This is a genomic window from Sandaracinomonas limnophila (assembly GCF_004005965.1).
GTDB classification, from domain to species: domain Bacteria; phylum Bacteroidota; class Bacteroidia; order Cytophagales; family Spirosomataceae; genus Sandaracinomonas; species Sandaracinomonas limnophila.
The window spans coordinates 346,933-364,641 of the sequence record NZ_SACY01000002.1 but is presented as its reverse complement, the minus strand read 5'-3'; the positions used below and the strand labels follow the sequence as shown (position 1 = coordinate 364,641).

The 17,709-nt window shown below is 36.8% G+C and carries 13 protein-coding genes; 5 read left to right on the top strand and 8 right to left on the bottom strand.

The annotated features are described in order from the left end of the window. Window positions 1–205: 205 nt before the first annotated feature. Entirely contained in the window at window positions 206–1,969 is a 1,764-nt protein-coding gene (aspS, locus tag EOJ36_RS05185; RefSeq protein ID WP_127803047.1) for an aspartate--tRNA ligase, read from the top strand. Between the two features lies 1 nt (window position 1,970). Next, window positions 1,971–2,810 (top strand): phytanoyl-CoA dioxygenase family protein, encoded by an 840-nt coding sequence (locus EOJ36_RS05180; protein WP_127803045.1) that lies wholly within the window; start codon window positions 1,971–1,973, stop codon window positions 2,808–2,810. Window positions 2,811–2,837: 27 nt separating this feature from the next. On the opposite strand, the gene EOJ36_RS05175 is transcribed toward EOJ36_RS05180, so the two are convergent. From EOJ36_RS05175 to EOJ36_RS05160, 4 genes are read right to left on the bottom strand one after another with little or no spacing between them, the layout of a single operon-like run. Then, window positions 2,838–3,467 (bottom strand): carbonic anhydrase, encoded by a 630-nt coding sequence (locus EOJ36_RS05175; protein WP_127803043.1) that lies wholly within the window; start codon window positions 3,465–3,467, stop codon window positions 2,838–2,840. Next, complete coding sequence (locus EOJ36_RS05170; RefSeq protein ID WP_127803041.1) at window positions 3,454–4,992, bottom strand: SulP family inorganic anion transporter; 1,539 nt, start codon at window positions 4,990–4,992, stop codon at window positions 3,454–3,456. Before EOJ36_RS05170 ends, EOJ36_RS05175 begins: the two co-directional genes overlap by 14 nt. Before the next feature lie 32 nt (window positions 4,993–5,024). Continuing rightward, window positions 5,025–5,363, bottom strand: coding sequence for a hypothetical protein (locus EOJ36_RS05165; protein ID WP_164847849.1), 339 nt, complete (start codon window positions 5,361–5,363; stop codon window positions 5,025–5,027). A 28-nt stretch (window positions 5,364–5,391) separates the two neighbouring features. Further along, window positions 5,392–6,342 carry a toxin-antitoxin system YwqK family antitoxin gene (locus EOJ36_RS05160; protein ID WP_127803037.1) on the bottom strand — a complete coding sequence of 317 codons (951 nt, stop codon included), beginning with the start codon at window positions 6,340–6,342 and terminating at the stop codon, window positions 5,392–5,394. A 100-nt stretch (window positions 6,343–6,442) separates the two neighbouring features. On the opposite strand from EOJ36_RS05160, the gene fcl reads away from it, so the two are divergent. Together fcl and EOJ36_RS05150 are read left to right on the top strand one after the other, a co-directional pair. After that, on the top strand, window positions 6,443–7,381 hold the full coding sequence (gene fcl / locus EOJ36_RS05155; protein WP_127803035.1) for a GDP-L-fucose synthase: 939 nt from the start codon (window positions 6,443–6,445) through the stop codon (window positions 7,379–7,381). 1 nt (window position 7,382) lies between these two features. Next, window positions 7,383–8,120 carry a class I SAM-dependent methyltransferase gene (locus EOJ36_RS05150; protein WP_127803033.1) on the top strand — a complete coding sequence of 246 codons (738 nt, stop codon included), beginning with the start codon at window positions 7,383–7,385 and terminating at the stop codon, window positions 8,118–8,120. Window positions 8,121–8,123: 3 nt separating this feature from the next. On the opposite strand, the gene EOJ36_RS05145 is transcribed toward EOJ36_RS05150, so the two are convergent. The 4 genes from EOJ36_RS05145 to EOJ36_RS05130 all read right to left on the bottom strand — a co-directional run bounded on the left by EOJ36_RS05145 (window position 8,124) and on the right by EOJ36_RS05130 (window position 16,047). Further along, window positions 8,124–12,050, bottom strand: coding sequence for a S8 family peptidase (locus EOJ36_RS05145; RefSeq protein ID WP_127803031.1), 3,927 nt, complete (start codon window positions 12,048–12,050; stop codon window positions 8,124–8,126). A gap of 63 nt (window positions 12,051–12,113) precedes the next feature. Continuing rightward, a complete protein-coding gene (locus EOJ36_RS05140; RefSeq protein ID WP_127803029.1) occupies window positions 12,114–12,707 on the bottom strand; it encodes a ribonuclease HII in 594 nt (197 codons plus the stop codon). A gap of 3 nt (window positions 12,708–12,710) precedes the next feature. Further along, window positions 12,711–14,045 (bottom strand): dihydroorotase, encoded by a 1,335-nt coding sequence (locus tag EOJ36_RS05135; RefSeq protein ID WP_127803027.1) that lies wholly within the window; start codon window positions 14,043–14,045, stop codon window positions 12,711–12,713. A 1-nt stretch (window position 14,046) separates the two neighbouring features. Continuing rightward, window positions 14,047–16,047, bottom strand: coding sequence for an OmpA family protein (locus EOJ36_RS05130; protein WP_127803025.1), 2,001 nt, complete (start codon window positions 16,045–16,047; stop codon window positions 14,047–14,049). Between the two features lie 141 nt (window positions 16,048–16,188). Between EOJ36_RS05130 and EOJ36_RS05125 the strand changes: the two genes are divergently transcribed. Further along, window positions 16,189–17,682 (top strand): pseudouridine synthase, encoded by a 1,494-nt coding sequence (locus tag EOJ36_RS05125; RefSeq protein ID WP_127803023.1) that lies wholly within the window; start codon window positions 16,189–16,191, stop codon window positions 17,680–17,682. Window positions 17,683–17,709: the final 27 nt, after the last annotated feature.

Sequence of the window (17,709 nt, the reverse complement as noted above, 5' to 3'; positions counted from 1 at the left end):
CCTAAATTAAAAACCTAACCCCTTAAATTAAAACCTAACCCTTTAAATTTTTTGTTTTATTTTTTTGAATTTTTAAGGTGCTCAATTGGGCGCCTTTTTTTGTGTCTGATCTGAATCAATTTTTGTAAAGATTTGAGTGTTTATTTTTCTCTGCCCTGTATTTTACGTAATTTTGCATTTGTTTTTAAAAAAATAGAAAAATTTTATGTTTAGATCGCATACGAACGGTGAGTTGAGATTAGCAAATGTTGGGCAAGAGGTGACTTTGTGTGGTTGGGTTCAAAAAATGAGAGATAAAGGGGGTATGATCTGGGTGGATTTGAGAGACCGTTATGGAATTACCCAATTGATGTTGGAGGAAGGTAAAACAGATGCCAATACCTTGCAAATTGCACGTTCTTTAGGTAGAGAATTTGTAGTTCAAGCAAAGGGTGTGGTGGTTGAGCGATTGTCGAAAAATGATAAAATAGCCACAGGAGATATTGAAATCAAGGTTTCTTCTGTTGAAATATTGAATCCTGCGAAATTGCCTCCTTTCTTGATAGAAGACGAAACTGATGGAGGGGATGATGTTCGCATGAAATATAGATACTTGGATTTACGCAGAAATCCTGTTCGAAACAGCTTGCAATTGCGTCACCGAATGGCAAGAGAGGTTCGAAATTATTTAGATTCTTTGGAATTTATTGAGGTTGAAACTCCAGTTTTGATTAAATCTACACCTGAAGGTGCAAGAGATTTTGTGGTGCCTTCTCGTATGAATCCTGGAGAATTTTATGCTCTTCCACAATCCCCACAGACTTTTAAGCAATTGTTGATGGTTTCTGGTTTCGACCGTTACTACCAAATTGTAAAGTGTTTCAGAGATGAGGATCTACGTGCCGATCGTCAGCCAGAATTTACTCAAATCGACTGTGAAATGGCTTTTGTTCAACAAGAAGATGTGTTGAATGTGTTTGAAGGCTTAATTAAACATTTGTTTAAAACAGTTAAAAATATAGAAGTAGGCGAGGTGTCTAGAATGACCTATGCGCATGCAATGAAATATTATGGTTCCGATAAACCAGACATTCGTTTCGGAATGAAATTTGTGGAATTGAAGGGCGAGGAAAGAGATTTGACCAGTGGAAAGGATTTCCAGGTTTTTGATGCATCCAATTTGGTAGTGGGAATCAATGTAAAAGGGGCTTCTGAATATACTAGAAAGCAAATTGATGAGTTAACTGATTTTGTAAAACGTCCACAAATTGGTGCGAAAGGTTTGGTGAATGTGAAATACAATTTGGACGGAACAATTAAATCTTCTGTAGATAAGTTTTATACAGAAGAGGATTTAAAAGCTTGGGTTGCTGCATTTGAATCAGAGCCGGGAGATTTAATGTTGATTCTTTCAGGTGATGGCGACAAAGTACGCAAGCAATTAAATGAATTGCGTTTAGAATTAGGAAATCGTTTGGGTTTACGTAATCCAGATGAATACAGTGTACACTGGGTAGTTGATTTCCCCTTGTTGGAGTACGGTGAGGAGGAAAATCGCTGGTTTGCTATGCACCATCCGTTTACAAGTCCTAAGCCTGAGGACATCGACGCAATGATGTCGGGCGATTTAGGTAAAGTTCGTGCGAATGCATACGACTTAGTAGTAAATGGTGTGGAAGTTGGCGGCGGATCAATTCGTATTTTCCAAAAAGATTTGCAATCTAAAATGTTTGAGGTGCTTGGATTTACTCCAGAGGAGGCTAAAGCACAATTTGGATTCTTATTAGATGCATTTGAATACGGAGCACCACCACACGGAGGCTTAGCTTTTGGTTTCGACCGTCTTTGCTCATTATTTGGTGGAACAGAATCTATTCGCGATTTCATCGCATTCCCTAAAAATAACGCGGGTCGTGATGTGATGATTGATTCACCATCTCCATTGGCTGCTGCACAATTAGATGAATTGAAAATAAAATCAACTCTTTAATATGAGCAATACCACAAGTTTTAACATCGAAGGAGTTGAACGTAGCTTTTCTATTGAAAATGCTCCTGAATTTAGGTCTGGTAAAGATGAAGTACTTTCCAATGAAACCCAAGATATTGCTTTTCACCAGCCTTGGTACAATGAAGGCTATGTGGAGTCGGATTTTTTAAGTGCAGAAGAGTTTGAAGCTTTAATTGGTGGATTAACAGAAAGTGTTGCCCAATTAATTCAACAAGAATGTGGAATTGATACTACGGGATTTACACTCGAAAATTATCATCATTTTGTGAAAAAAGATGAGGATCATTATAAAGTTGTTAAACGTACCAGAGATTTGTTTTCAGGTGATTTTAGCTTTTCTGTAAAATCGTTAATTCCACGATTAGAAAAGATATTAAATTTCAAATTGACAGATCATGATCCGGTTGCCAATGAGGCGATGCACATCATTGTTCGAATTAATAGACCTTTGTCAACAGATTACAATCCGCCGCATAAGGATATTTACGAAGGTGTAGATAAAGGATTTATTCCTCAGTTTATTAATTTTTGGATACCCATTGCTGGAGTAACGGAAAAATCTAGTTTGCCATTGGCGCCCAAGAGTCATTTTATAAACGAAAAGGACATCGTACGGACGTTTGAAGGTGCCCATATTGAGGGAAATACTTACCGAGTTCGAATGATTAAGTCTTGGGAAGGTAAAAGTGATTTGGTACGTTCGAAAGTTGATTATGGACAAGTATTAATTTTTACATCGCATTTAATCCACGGTTTAGCCGTAAACGATGAAATGGATAAGTCGAGAGTAGCTTTGGAGTTTCGGTTATTTAAAGCATAAAAAAAGAGGCCGAGGCCTCTTTTTTTGTTAAAACTTGTAACTAAAAATCGGATTTTCATATTCACCTGCATTGATATTCACAATTTCTTTGATTTCTCCAACGTGCATATCAAATACCCAACCATGTAAATGTGGATATTGCCTATTGTTCCAAGCCTTTTGAACAATTGTTGTTTTTGCTAAATTGTTGACTTGTTCCAATACATTGATTTCAACTAATTTGTTAAATCGTTGTTTTTCGTCAGCAATTTGTTGTAATTCTTGGTAGTGTTTTTCATAGACTTCTTTGATATTTCTCAACCATTTATTGATCAATCCAAAGTCTTGATTGGTCATAGCTGCTTTTACTCCACCGCAATTGTAATGTCCACAAACTACAATGTGTTTTACCTCCAAAACCTCTACAGCATATTGTAAAACGGATAGCAGGTTGATGTCGGTATGAACCACCAGATTGGCTACATTTCTGTGTACGAAAATGTCCCCAGGATTTGATTGTGTAATTTCCTCCGCTGGCACGCGACTATCTGCACAGCCAATCCAAAGAAATAAGGGCTTTTGGTCAAGAGCTAAATCGTTGAAATACGATTCATTGATTTCTAGTTTTTCTGCTGCCCAAGCCTTATTGTTCAACAGTAATCTTTTATATTCTTTCATGTGTTTTTTGATAGTCTATTTCAATATTTTTTAGATTGGCTGTTTCCATATATTCTTTTAACATCAATTGAATGTCATGGTCCATAAAATGTGCTTGCTTAGCATCAATAAAGACTAAAGAGTTTTCCGGGATTTTTTGTAAAATGGTTTTTAAGGTCATTTTATGTAGAAAGGTCACATCCTTTTTGAAGCGAATTAAAAAAGAATTTTCTTTTTGGTGGACCGTAATAACAGATTCATAACTTGTAAAAATTACAAATAATAAACCGATACTCGTTCCAATAAATATGCCCCATAAAAGATCTACAAAAACTACTACAACAATAGTCGTTAGAAAGGGAACCCATTGTTTCCAACCTTCACTCAAAACCTTTTTGAATTCTTTTGGGTGTGCTAATTTATAACCTGTATAAAGAAGGACACTTGCCAAGCAGGCCAAAGGAATGAGGTTCATCCAAGAGCTTAGAAATAATACGGAAATCAATAATAATATACCATGGAGGATTCCTGACATTCTAGTTTTTGCGCCGGCATAAATGTTGGTTGATGAACGAACGATTACCGAGGTCAAAGGTATCCCTCCAATCAGTCCACTGGTTACATTGCCAATTCCTTGGGCCAATAATTCTTTGTCGGCAGATGAAATCCGTTTTTGAGGATCAAGGGAGTCGGTTGCTTCTAGGGACAATAATGTTTCCAAACTTGCCACAATTGCCAAGGTCAGAGCAACTTTGTAAACTCCACCCTGGTTCAGGGCAGAGAAATCTGGAAATTGGAAAACGTGCAAAAAATCGCCAAATGATGCAAAGTTTGGAAGATTAACCATGTGGTCTTTTGAATCTCCCAAATACCAATCAGGGATCAGTAGTTTAAATCCAAAATTTGCAAATATGCCCAACAATACTACAATTAAGGAAGCAGGAATATTTTTAAGAAACTCTAATTTTTCAGCAGCTTTTGTCCAATTACTTAGAATAAAAAGGCCTGAAATGGAAATAATAATGGCGCCAGGTTTAAAAGTAGAAAAGGCCGCCATTATTTCTCCAAATGTGTTATTCCCGTCTTGTTGAAAAAATTCAAATTCCCCTATAAAATCGAAATCGTCTCCTAAAGCATGGGGAATTTGTTTTAGAATAATCACAATTCCAATAGCCACCAACATGCCACGAATAACTGAGGATGGGAAAAAGCTACCAATTTTGCCAAGTTTTAAAAGACTTAATCCAATTTGAATCAATCCGGCCAAAACTACCGCCAACAAAAAGGTTGAATAGGAGTTTAAGCTTTGAATGGCATTGAATACCAAAATAGTTAAACCTGCGGCGGGTCCCGAAACTGAAAGTTCTGAACCAGATAAAATGGCCACCACTGTGCCACCTACAATTCCTGCAATGAGTCCTGCAATTAGAGGTGCACCAGATGCCAAGGCGATACCGAGGCAGAGCGGAAGTGCGACTAAAAATACCGCAATTCCTGATTTCCAATCAGTGGAAATAAATGATTTTAAATATTGATTTTTCTCCATAAAATAATTTTTGTACGATAATAAATAGCTTATTATGCACAAAAATCTGGAGGAGAAAAAGGGGCTGAAAAGATAGGTTGAGGATGATAATTTGGCGCAAATTCTCCCATTATTTTTTTAGGGGGGAAAAAAGCGAAAATTAATTCTTTGTGTTCTAATTCCGACTCTTCTCCTAAAAAGGGCTTAGCTGATTTAAGAGATTCTGAATCATCGTCTTCAGATTCGTCATCGTCGAAATTTACTTGTTCTAAATCAGTACTAAAATCAAAAAAAGTATAATTTGACTTTTCTGAAATATGAGCAGTATGTTGGGGATTGGCAAATGAGTTTACCGGAACTGCTTTAAAAATGAGTCCAATAAAAAGTAACATCAAAAAAAGTAATCTTTTTTGAATCATGTTAGTCCCACTTATCTGGATTTTGATAAATTACCTTGGCTTGGTTATCTCTCTCCTGTATTAAAACTGGTTTGAAATCTTCAAATTTATCTTTTCCAAAACGCCATTCTTTTTTCAATCTGCCCGAGGCTCCTTTTTCATGAAATTCTCTCCACCGGCCCACCTTTATACTATCGTCTAATTTACCCTCTTCAGCCAATAATCCATTGGGGAAAAAAGAAAGGTATTGGCCGCGAACCTTCCCGTATACTCTTGGGATAACCTCTTTTATTTTCTGTTTTTCCGCATCGTAATAATTGATGGTTGATTCCTTCGGGAAGCCCTTTTGATAGCTTATTTTGTCTAATAATTCGTTTTCAGTGCCATATTTTTCCCAACGACCATCTTTACCTCCTTGATAAAAAAAACCTTCTTCTACCAAAACTTGATTAACAAATTTTCTGTAGGGTCCATGGCATATTAATGGATTTTTAGCATCCTTTAATGGCGTATTTACAATTCGATTTTGCTGGGTATCAAACCACCAAATTTCTTGAAGGTATCCACTCACTTTTTCGTCTTCTACATATTTTATCACAGCAACTTCCTCAACCGTGGCTCGATTCCCACTTCCATAAGTGGAAATGCGATTGATTGTTTTAATACCCTCGTATTCATCTTTAGGTTGAAATTTCTTTTTTATATTTCTGGAAATAGATTTTCCAACTCGGTGAATACCTAGGTCATTTAAAATGTCTTGACTATCATTTTTGATTTTATTGAAATCTTCTTTTGCCTTTTTCACTTTCTCACCTGTACCCTCTAACCCAGTGCTTAGTCGCCCTCCCAATAAACCTTTTGAATGAACGGTTGTGTCTATTAATGGCTTTTTATTTGAGCTAAAGTCGATTTTTTGAGCCTGAATGCCCAGGTTCAATCCGATAAAGAATAAAAGTAAGAATAGCTTTTGCATTCGACTTTAACGACAGTTTTTCGAAATATTGTGCAAAATTAAACAAATAATCGCATACTTATTTTTGATTGCTTAATTTTGCATAAAATTGGCAATAAAATTGGAAAAGAACGCGAAAATATATGTGGCTGGACATCGGGGAATGGTAGGTTCTGCTATTTTAAGAGGTTTAGAAAAAAATGGATATTCAAACATTATTACCCGAACTTCTACAGAATTAAACCTTATAAATCAACAGGCAGTTTTTGATTTTTTTGAAGAGGAAAAACCTGACTATGTATTTTTAGCTGCGGCTAAAGTTGGAGGAATTGTTGCTAATAACACGTATCGAGCAGATTTTTTATACGAAAACCTGGCCATTCAAAACAATATTATTCATGCAAGTTATTTGCAGCAAGTGAAAAAATTGATGTTTCTGGGCTCTTCTTGTATTTATCCTAAATTGGCTCCGCAGCCTTTGAGGGAATCGTATCTGTTGACAGGATCTTTGGAGCCAACGAATGAACCTTATGCCATTGCCAAAATTGCAGGTATTAAAATGTGTGAGGCTTACCGCGATCAATATGGCTGTAATTTTATTTCTGTAATGCCGACCAATTTGTATGGTCCAAACGATAATTACTCCCTCGAGAATTCTCATGTTTTACCAGCAATGATTCGTAAGTTTCACGAGGCAAAACAAAAAAATCTTACACAAATGACGCTTTGGGGAACTGGTTCGCCTATGCGAGAATTTTTACATGCAGATGATTTGGCTGAAGCCTGCTTGTATTTGATGGAATCTTACAACGAAAAAGAATTGGTGAATGTTGGAACCGGAGAGGATGTTACTATTAAAGAATTGGCAACAAATGTAAAAGATATCGTTGGATTTGAAGGTCAAATTCATTGGGATACCAGCCGTCCAGACGGAACTCCACGAAAATTAATGGACGTTTCCAAATTACACGGACTTGGCTGGAAGCATAAAATTGAATTGAATGAGGGTATTCGATTAGCTTACCAAGATTTTTTAACGAATCCATCCATTCGAAAATAAAATGGAAGAGAAATCTGAATGGTTTTCAACCTGGTTTAATTCACCTTATTATCATATTTTGTATGATCAACGAAACGACCAAGAAGCTTTTGATTTTATTTCGAACCTTCAAAAGAAATTAAATTTGCAAGCAGGCTCCAAGGTTTTGGATGCTGCCTGTGGAAAAGGTCGACATGCTAAAACCCTTTTTGATTTAGGTTTTGATGTGGAGGCCTTTGATTTATCCTCTGCCAATATTGAGGAGGCAAAGAAATTTGAACAATCTGGTTTACATTTTTTTGAACACGATTTGCGAAAACCACTTGCTAAAGAACATCATTACCAAGTCATATTTAATTTTTTCACTAGTTTCGGTTACTTCGATCAACCCGAGGAAAATCAATTAGCCTTCCACCGTTTTTTTCAAGGATTGGATAAGAATGGATTGTTGATTTTAGATTTTTTTAATCCAGTATATGTAATGGCCAATTTGGTGCCATCTGAAATTGTACAAAAAGGAGATATTAAGTTTAAAATAGAACGTTTTGCCCAAAATGGATATTTGTTTAAATCAATTCAGTTTACAGATAAGGGGAAATCATATCATTTCGAAGAAAAAGTTGAAATGATTCAGAAAAATGATTTTTTGGCATACGCCGCACAAGCAGGATTCCAAAATATTGATTTAAGAGGTAATTATGCCCTTGAAGCATTTGATGAATTGACCTCGCCTCGAATGATTTTTTTCTGGGTTAAATAAGACTTAATTCTTAATAAATTTGATCGTTTCTGATTTTAACTCATTCAATATTCGGATAAAATAAACCCCAGATGATAGGCTGGAAATATCTAAAATTGAATTTGCATTCAAATTGTTGATATCCTTGGTTAATTTTTGCTGCCCTAAAATATCTAAAACTTCAATTGTAAAATTTGTACCTATAGGCAAATCGGGCCATTGTACATATAATTGGTTGCCAATGCTTGGATTTGGGAAAATTTTAAATTGGTTTGACTCTTGATTGCCTAAAATTGTAATCGTTAATCCTAAAGAGCTTCCAATACAACCATTAGCATCTAACCCTTTTACAACATAGGTGCCAGAACTTGTTGGCATATATGTATTGGTAGAAAGACCCGGAATTGCGTTTCCATTAAATGTCCAACTTATATTTCCACTGGCATTTGATTCTAAAATCCCATTTGAGTTGTAATACAAGGTTGGCACTGATGTTGTTAAGACCTTTAACTCAAAAGTAGAAGATGTATTTGCGCATCCATCTGCATTGGTAGCTTTTACTCGGTAGATTCCGGAAGTTGTTGGACTATACTTAGAGCTTGTTTGTCCCGCAATATCTACTTGGTTTTTTTGCCATTGGTATGCAATCGATTGATTTGCACTTGCTGTTAGGTTAATTGTTTCAGTTGAATTTGGGCAAATAGTTTTTGTTCCGGTTTGCGATAGTGTAATTACGGGAGAAACTATATCTTTTACTGGTACCGAAACTTTTTCTGAGGCACAGCCAAGCGATTTAAATTGCATATCATAAAAGTAATAATAGCCTGAAGTTATTACTCCGCCCTGGTACAAAGCACCCGTTAAAGAAATTAGATTGTCTGTTGAATTATAAGGGAAGCCAATATTTGTTGGAGCAGTTTCCGTATCAGTTTTTATACGATTGCTTCTAAAAATACTTGCTCCACCTTGGCAAACCTGCGTAATTTTATACTTTCCTACCTTGGGAAATTGTAAATTCAAATTGACCACAATTCCTTGGTCGGTTTTGTCGTCAGAAATTTGGGTTGGAGGGGCAACAATATTTTTTTGTATTCTGGTTGCCGGTAAATTGATGGAAGAATTAGAAACTAATTCACCAGTTGACATATCCGTCACATAAAAATCTATCGTTCCTGCGGTTCCTGTATAAATTCTTGCACTTTCCAAAACCATTGGAGTCTTGATTTCAAATATTGGCTCAGGTCCAAAATTGGAATAATAAGTTCCTGTTCCAAATTCATATTTAGTTTTTGGACCAAGGTTTTGACTTACACCCCCAATAGTTGCAAAATATGTATCTCCCTTATCGACAGAAAGTGTTGTCCCTGTGCCCAATAATGCATTTTTAGAATTGTACCAAAAAGAATTTGTGTTGGAGCTTAGGGCTACTAAACTTGACAACGAGCAGGACAATCCAGTTACACTTGGGCTTCCGTTTGGACTTAATAGTTGGTTTTGAGAAAGTTGGTTATTATTGCTAATTTGATCGTTTGCTGCAATTATTTTTGCTTCATACGTATAATTTTTCCCGTTGATCAATGGGACATCAATCGTAAAGCCAAGATCTTTCACTTGATTGGTTTGCAAAGAATCTACATTTTTTGTGATGGATTTTTTGAGAGCCCCCTCTTCAAAAATGTTAAAGATTACATCAAACTTTCCAAAGGTTTTCGAACCTTTATTCCGAATACTCGTATACAATAAATTTCCAGTGCCCGCACAGAAGGCTCCACCTGATTGGCTGATTTTTTCAAGTCCCAAATCATAACTAGACTCTAAAATTTGAAGACCAAAATCTTTAACTTCTCCATCTGAAATCTCCGAGCAGGCATTTGTTACATTTTGATTTGCTACAAATATTCGTAAACGATAAATATAATTTGTTGATAAGGAATTTGGAACAGAAAGGTCAAAATTATAAGTACTGGCAGTAAAGCTCCCTGCATTTTTAACCCATTCGTTTGCATCATCAAAATCGCCGTCCTTATTCCAATCAACAAATGCATTCACAAAACCTGAACTTAAATTAGCGATATCTAAATTTACTTGACTAGTTTTACCCATTTCTGCTGCCTGGCTTGTTGAATTATTGATTTTAACTAGTTTTAAAATGCCAGTTTTGGGAGAATTTGGCGAACAATAGGTTTTGCCATTGATTCCTGAAATGATTAACGTGAAATCTTGAGTGGCATAGGTTAGCGTTCCTTTGTGAGTAATTGAAATTTCATAGGTTTTCCCAGGTACTGCATTTGGGATTATTATTTTTTCAAAGTTATCCAAAATGTTGTCACCCGTTGCAGCCAATTTGTCTGGGAAATAAGGGTCTAAAATATAGGGACTGAAAGTGATAGTGCCATCTTTAATTCGAAGATCCAAATCATTAACTAATCGAGGCGTTCTATCATTTAAAATTTCTCCCTGGGTCTTTCCTTCGGGGTCGGTCCAACTGATACTGACCACCAATGGTCCATTTCCTGAAGCAGTAACAGAAATTTTCTTGGTTTCAGACTGACTTAATTTCAATTCGCTCAAAGAATAATTGTTGTTTTTATTCAATAAAACTGAACCCGCTTCTTCCATATTTAAAACACCCCAACCTGTTTTGTAATCGGGTCCTGCCACATCCAAATCCAATGCTGTATGCAAAGCAAGTCCTTTTAAGCTAGCAGAACGCATAAATTGGCCCTTGTTTGTGCGCGAGTACAATTGTTGTAACAAAAGTAAGGAACCTGCAACCTGAGGAGAAGCCATTGAGGTGCCCGAATTGTATTCGTATAAATTGGTTTGTGTACCTGTTGTACTGTTGGTTGAAGAGTAAATATTTGAACCAATCCCCATCAAATCTGGCTTGATTCGGCCATCATCGGTAGGCCCCCAGGCAGTATAGGAGGAAATATTAAATCCACTTGCTCTTTGTGGAATGGTTAGAGTTGACTCCAAAGCGCCAACGGTTAGAATGTTTTTTGCATTGGCATTGGTGGAAATAATGTCGTATCCATCATTTTTACTTCTTGGGAGAGAATCTAATGTTGAAGTATTACGTATGTAATATTTTTCGAGATAATTGCTGTTATTTGCGCTCACTGTCGGGCCATTTTCTGAACGTGAATTACCAGCAGATTTTACAATTAAATATTGCGGAGCATTGTAGGCAATTTGGTCTAATTGTCTGGAATTATCATCGTAATTTCCAAATTTATAATCTTCTGTTTTGCTCACCCGATCAAGTCCCCACCAAGTCCATTTGGAGCGGGTATCATCGTAAACCCACCCTGCCTGATAGCCATAAGAGTGATTTGAGACCAATAAATCTTTAGCTGCAGCAGCTATTTCAGTGGCATCGTTGTCGTAATCCCAAAATTTCAAATCCGCCTCAGGCGACATACCAATAACACTTGCATTTTTTCCTGCGGCAATTAGAATTCCTGCTACATGGGTCGAATGGCTGCTCAGTGTACTGGTTTGACTTGCCTGTTTAGTCGTTCTCCCAACTAATTCAACATGGTTTTCCAAAATGGAACCACCGTCCCACATGCCTAATTTGCCCTTTAAGGTGTCAGATTTGCCTGAAATGGAAACGCCCAAACTGCCCCCATTGTAAAGTGCATTTGTTTTCGTCATTTTACCTGCCAAGGTAGTGGAGTGGGTTGTTAGGTATAAAGGTTCTCCCCCCGGAGTAATTGATTGTAAGCTAATTATTTTATTCTTCCCTAATGTGTCTCTTAATTTATAACCTAATTTTTGAGCTAATTTTCGACCATTTTGAAAAGACGAATCAGAAGAAATAACGATTCGATTAAGGTTTTTTTGATGCCATTTTGCCTTTTCAATTGAGGTTGAAAAGTTCTGTGCTTCTAAGGACGAACATGTCATTAGAAGAATATAAAGCATTAAAAATAGTTTAAACTTCATTTCGAATTTTCAATTTTTAACTTTCAATTCTCAACTTTCAATTTACAATTAATAATTAACAATTTACAATTCTCTCCGAAAGGTCAGTCTATGCAATGGAGTTAGACCTAATTCAATAATTTTTTTTTTATGCAAAATTGTTGGGTAACCCGCATTTCGCTCCCAACCATAGCCTGGATAATCCAAAGCCAATTTTTCCATCAGCTCATCTCTGTAGGTTTTTGCCAAAACAGAAGCAGCTGCTATTGAAAAAAACTTTGTATCTCCTTTTACAATACAGGTGTGAGGGGTTAATGGGTAGCTGATAAACTTGTTTCCGTCGACCAAAAGGTGCTCTGGAATTACCTTTAAAGCATCCACAGCCTGGTGCATGGCTAGCATACTTGCCTTATAAATATTGATTTTATCAATTGTAGGGGCATCTACTTCCGAAATAGCGAAGGAAATGGCTTCTCTTTCGATGTCTAATTTAATGGTATTTCGTTGTTTGGCAGAAAGTTGTTTTGAATCATTTAATAAAGGATGGAAATAATCCTTGGGTAAAATGACTGCCGCAGCTACTACAGGTCCAGCCAAACAGCCTCTTCCCACTTCGTCCAATCCCGCTTCTATGGCATACTCGGAGAAATATGATTTAAGTGTAGAAGCTTGCCGCATAAACTAACGATTGAATAACATGCGTTTTCCTTGTGTGCCTTCAACGATTTTCCCTTCTGAATAGGCCAATTGTCCTGAAACAAAGGTTTTATCGATACTTGCTGAAAATGTGTGGCCTTCTAAGGGCGACCAAGCACAGTGATATAAAATATTACTTTTATTTACGGTATATGTTTTGTTTAAATCTACTATTGCTAAATCTGCCCAATAACCTTCTCTTATGTACCCTCTGTCGGCAATTTGAAAAATATCCGCAACAGCATGGGCTGTTTTTTGCGCAATTAATTCCAATGTAAATTCACCATCCTTGGCCAAATCTAATAACATCAACATTGGGTGTTGAACCAAAGGTAAACCCGATGGAGCTTTCCAATAACCTTGTTGTTTCTCCTCCCAAGTATGTGGTGCATGATCGGTCGCAATCACATCTATGGCTCCAGTTCGAATGGCCTCGCGAATGGCTTTTTTATGTCGAGCTTCTTTGATGGCAGGATTACATTTGATCAAATTTCCTTTGGTTTCGTAATCGCCAGCATCAAACCAAAGATGATGAACACAAGCTTCCGCGGTAATTCGCTTGTCTTTTGAGGCTTTTGTGGTATCAAAAAGAGCTAATTCTTCTTCCGTTGAAATATGTAAAATATGCAATTTAGTATTCCATTTTTTGGCTAATTCTACTGCCATTGAAGAAGAAATAAAGCAAGCTTCTTCGTTTCTAATAATAGGGTGGAGGCTTGCCGGTGCATTTTCTCCATATTGAGCCTTAAATTGTTCTAATCTTGTTTTTACTGTATGCTCGTCTTCACAATGTGTGGCAATTAAAATGTCAGCTTCCTTGAAAAATCTATCTAAAACTTCTTTTTTATCCACCAACATATTGCCAGTAGATGATCCCATAAAGATCTTCAAACCACATACATTTACCTTATTGGTTTTCATTGCTTCCTCAAAATTTTCATTCGAAGCACCCATGAAAAAGGAATAATTAGCTACGGATGTTTTGGCGGCAATTTGATATTTGTCTTCAAGTAAATCCTGGGTTAATGCATTAGGAACAGTGTTTGGCATTTCCATGAAACTCGTTACACCTCCTGCTACGGCTGCTCTCGATTCACTTCCAATAAATGCTTTATGCGTTAAACCAGGTTCACGAAAATGTACCTGGTCATCAATCATTCCAGGAAATACATGCTTTCCTGAAAGGTCTATGACGTGGTCACCTGCCTGTTCAGTGATTTCACTTGCAATTTTTTCTATTTTACCTTTGACAATACGGATGTCGGCAACAAAAATTTTGCCTTCATTTACAATTTGCCCATTTTTTAACACATAATTCATTCTACTCAGACTTTATTTCAGTTATTACAAATTCAGTTCTTCTATTTTGTTGATGCATTTCTTCCGAACAATTTACACCGTCTGCACATTCATTAATCAATTGAGTTTCCCCATATCCTTTGGCCTTAATTCTTGCTCCATTGATGCCATTTGAAGTTATGTATTTTACTGCAGACTCTGCTCTTCTTTGCGACAATTTCATGTTGTAATTTGCAGTTGCACGAGAGTCTGTATGTGAACCTAATTCAATGTAAATTTGTTCATTATCCTTCAAAAATTGTACAATTTTGTCCAATTCAATCGCGGCATCTGCACGAATATCCGATTTGTCTAAATCGTAATAAATTGGTGAAATTTGCAATAGTTGAGTCAGTTCTTTACCTACCTCTGGTTGCTCCATTAAAATTTTCCAAGTAAAGGACGTATCAGTAACAGCTTTTGTAAGTAATTGAACAGGAATGTTTCGCCCTTCCATTGAGAATTTCTCGGTCTTGGTTAAAAAGTCGTCCTTTTCAGCCAAAATTTCTAATTCATCTCCTTCCGATAATTCTAAAATTGGTAAATTCCCAATTGAGTCTGAATTCTCATTCGAAATCGTCTCTCCATTTTTTCGTAAACGATATTTCACTTTTGGTAACCCTTTGTTTTTTGAATCAACAAATTGGGCTTTTACGAAATAATGAACCAATTTTTCTGGAGAGTTTTCCTCCTTCACTTTTTCAATGATTTCATCAGACCACCATCTATCCTCATTCCCCTTTCCAACAAAATAATAAATATCATCATCACCCTTGCCGCCGGCTCTATTTGACGCAAAATAGCCTTTGTTTTCATCCGACATTATTAAACCAAAATCATCAGAAATACTATTAATGGTATTCCCAAGTGATTCTACTTCAATTGTATTGCCATCTCTAGTGGCTACAAAAATATCTAGTCCGCCTAATCCTGGATGCCCATTGGACGAAAAGTATAATTTTCCGTCTTCCGAAACAAATGGGAAAATTTCATCTCCTGGCGTATTAATCACTGAGCCCAAATTAATTGCTCGGCCAACTCTGCCTGAATTATCAATATTAGCACGGTATAAATCTAATCCGCCTTTTCCACCTCTTCTGTTGGAGGCGAAATACAAGGTTTTCCCATCAGCAGAAAACGTCGGACTGCCATCCCAAGCCAAAGAATCAGAAAGACTTAAAAGCGAAGGAGTACTCCAATTGCCATTATCTTTTTTTGAAATGTATAAATCTACATCTGGACTAATGTCATTTTTGCCACTATTCCCTTTTGCAAAAACCATGGTGTTGCCATCTTTTGTAAATGCTGGAGTTCCCTCATTTGCGTTTCCTTGAAAAATGGTACTAGAAAACAACTCAGGTTGCATTATTATTGTTGGTGAACTAAGTTTGGCACGATAGAGTCCCAAAAACGGTAGTCCATTGTTTTTATAAATTTCGGATTTTCTTGATGCGGAAATAATTAAATCGCCGTCCAAAATTCTGGGCGCAAATTCAGCCATGGGAGTGTTACCCTCTAGGTTTTGTATTTCTACAGGGTATTTCTTTTTGGATATTTCTGCTATTTTATCAATTTGAACCAATTCCAATTCAGCCCTTGTTTTCTGCGATTTACTGGGTTTCGATTTGATGAATTCTAGTAAATAAGACTTTTCGGAACTATAATCACCATTTGCCTTGGCTGCAAAAGCCATTTGAAACGGTATAGATTTGTCTAAATTCCCAGCCGCTTTGGCCTTTTCATAATAGGGGCCTGAAAATTGGATTCTATTAGATAAGCGATAAGATTCTGCAATCAAAAAATTAGTTTGGTTAGGATCAAATCCTCTGGCTGCCAGCGGTTTTAACGACTGAATTGCTAATTCATATTCTCCTTTTTCAAAATAAGTTTGACCTTTAGTAAATAAATGTTCATCTCCTTTACATGCTATTAAAAGCAGTGAGATGGCTAAAATCGAATATTTTTTTTTAAAAAAAGTGGCCATAGGGCTTTGTATGAATTACAGATTATCAAATTTAAGGATTTGTTGCAAGCTATCCACATCATTTTTCGTACCTTTGCATAAATTTATTAAATATCCTGAAAACGGTTTCAGGTGTAATACAGCAGTGATGTTGCATATTTTATGAGAAAAAGAATTCCAAACAACGAGAATCCTCGTTCAAATTCAGAAAACAGAGGTCCAAGACCAGAGAGACGAGAAGCGAGAGGCGAGAGACCAGAGCGTCGCGAATACAAACCAAGATTTAATTCAGAAAATAGAGACGAGAGAGGAGGGACGAGAGACGGAAGACCAGAAAGACGCGAGTACAAACCACGTTTCAATTCAGAGGATAGAGGTGGAGAAAGACGCGAGTACAAACCACGTTTCAATTCAGAGGATAGAGGTGGAGAAAGACGCGAGTATAAACCACGTTTCAATTCAGAGGATAGAGGTGGAGAAAGACGCGAGTATAAACCACGTTTCAATTCAGAGGATAGAGGTGGAGAAAGACGCGAGTATAAACCACGTTTCAATTCAGAGGATAAAGTTGGGGAAAGACGCGAGTATAAACCACGTTTCAATTCAGAAGATAGAGGTGGTGAAAAACGTGAGTTTAAACCACGTTTTAATTCGGAAAATGGTGACGAGAGACGAGAAACGAGAGACGCAAGAACAGAAAGACCAGATGCAAATGCGCGTTTTGAAGATAAGAAAAAGCAGTTTCGTGCGCGTGCAGATGAAAAATTTAATCGTGAAGAGTCGGGAGAAGGAAGAGGCGGAAAACGCTTTTCTTCGAGAGATACTTTCAAATCAAGAAATCGCCACGACGAAGGTCCGGGGTATTCTCCGAATTACCGCATTGATCGATTCAAAGAAAATGCGCCTTCCAAGATTCAGCGAAAGATTAAACAACAAGAAAAACATTCTGATACAATTCGTTTGAACAGATTTATTGCAAATGCAGGAATTTGTTCCCGCAGAGATGCAGATAAGTTGATTGAATCTGGTGAAATCAAAGTAAACAACAAGGTAATTACGGAAATGGGTTACCAAGTAGGTCCAACGGATGTGGTTCGTTACGGTAATAGAAAATTGAACAGAGAAAAACCTGTTTATGTATTATTGAATAAACCAAAAGATTTCATCACCACAACTGAAGATCCAAATGATCGCAAAACGGTAATGGAATTGGTGAAAAATGCTGGAGATGCTCGTATTTATCCAGTGGGTCGTTTGGATAGAAATACAACAGGTTTGTTGTTGTTGACTAACGATGGAGAATTAGCAGATCGTTTAACCCATCCTTCCTTTGAAATCGAAAAAATTTATCAGGCAGAATTGAATAAGCCTTTAGCGGAGGAAGATTTTCAGAAAATATTGGCAGGTTTAAAATTAGATGACGGCGAAATCAAAGTAGACGACTTGGCACGAATCACTCCAGATGGATATGTGATTGGTGTGAAAATTCACTCAGGTAAAAACCGTATCGTTCGCCGTATCTTTGAATCCCTAGGTTATGAAGTGACCAAGTTAGATAGAACAACCTTTGCTGGTTTATCTAAAAAAGATTTGCCAAGAGGTAATTGGAGATACTTGACGGAAAGGGAAGTGATTAAGTTGAAGTATTTATTATAAAAAAATCCCCGTCGAAAGGCGGGGATT

Coding starts and splice junctions, on each gene's coding strand:
- aspS (WP_127803047.1), top strand. CDS start 206: ATGTTTAGATCGCATACGAACGGTGAGTTGAGATTAGCAAATGTTGGG.
- EOJ36_RS05180 (WP_127803045.1), top strand. CDS start 1,971: ATGAGCAATACCACAAGTTTTAACATCGAAGGAGTTGAACGTAGCTTT.
- EOJ36_RS05175 (WP_127803043.1), bottom strand. CDS start 3,467: ATGAAAGAATATAAAAGATTACTGTTGAACAATAAGGCTTGGGCAGCA.
- EOJ36_RS05170 (WP_127803041.1), bottom strand. CDS start 4,992: ATGGAGAAAAATCAATATTTAAAATCATTTATTTCCACTGATTGGAAA.
- EOJ36_RS05165 (WP_164847849.1), bottom strand. CDS start 5,363: ATGTTACTTTTTATTGGACTCATTTTTAAAGCAGTTCCGGTAAACTCA.
- EOJ36_RS05160 (WP_127803037.1), bottom strand. CDS start 6,342: ATGCAAAAGCTATTCTTACTTTTATTCTTTATCGGATTGAACCTGGGC.
- EOJ36_RS05150 (WP_127803033.1), top strand. CDS start 7,383: ATGGAAGAGAAATCTGAATGGTTTTCAACCTGGTTTAATTCACCTTAT.
- EOJ36_RS05145 (WP_127803031.1), bottom strand. CDS start 12,050: ATGAAGTTTAAACTATTTTTAATGCTTTATATTCTTCTAATGACATGT.
- EOJ36_RS05140 (WP_127803029.1), bottom strand. CDS start 12,707: ATGCGGCAAGCTTCTACACTTAAATCATATTTCTCCGAGTATGCCATA.
- EOJ36_RS05135 (WP_127803027.1), bottom strand. CDS start 14,045: ATGAATTATGTGTTAAAAAATGGGCAAATTGTAAATGAAGGCAAAATT.
- EOJ36_RS05130 (WP_127803025.1), bottom strand. CDS start 16,047: ATGGCCACTTTTTTTAAAAAAAAATATTCGATTTTAGCCATCTCACTG.
- EOJ36_RS05125 (WP_127803023.1), top strand. CDS start 16,189: ATGAGAAAAAGAATTCCAAACAACGAGAATCCTCGTTCAAATTCAGAA.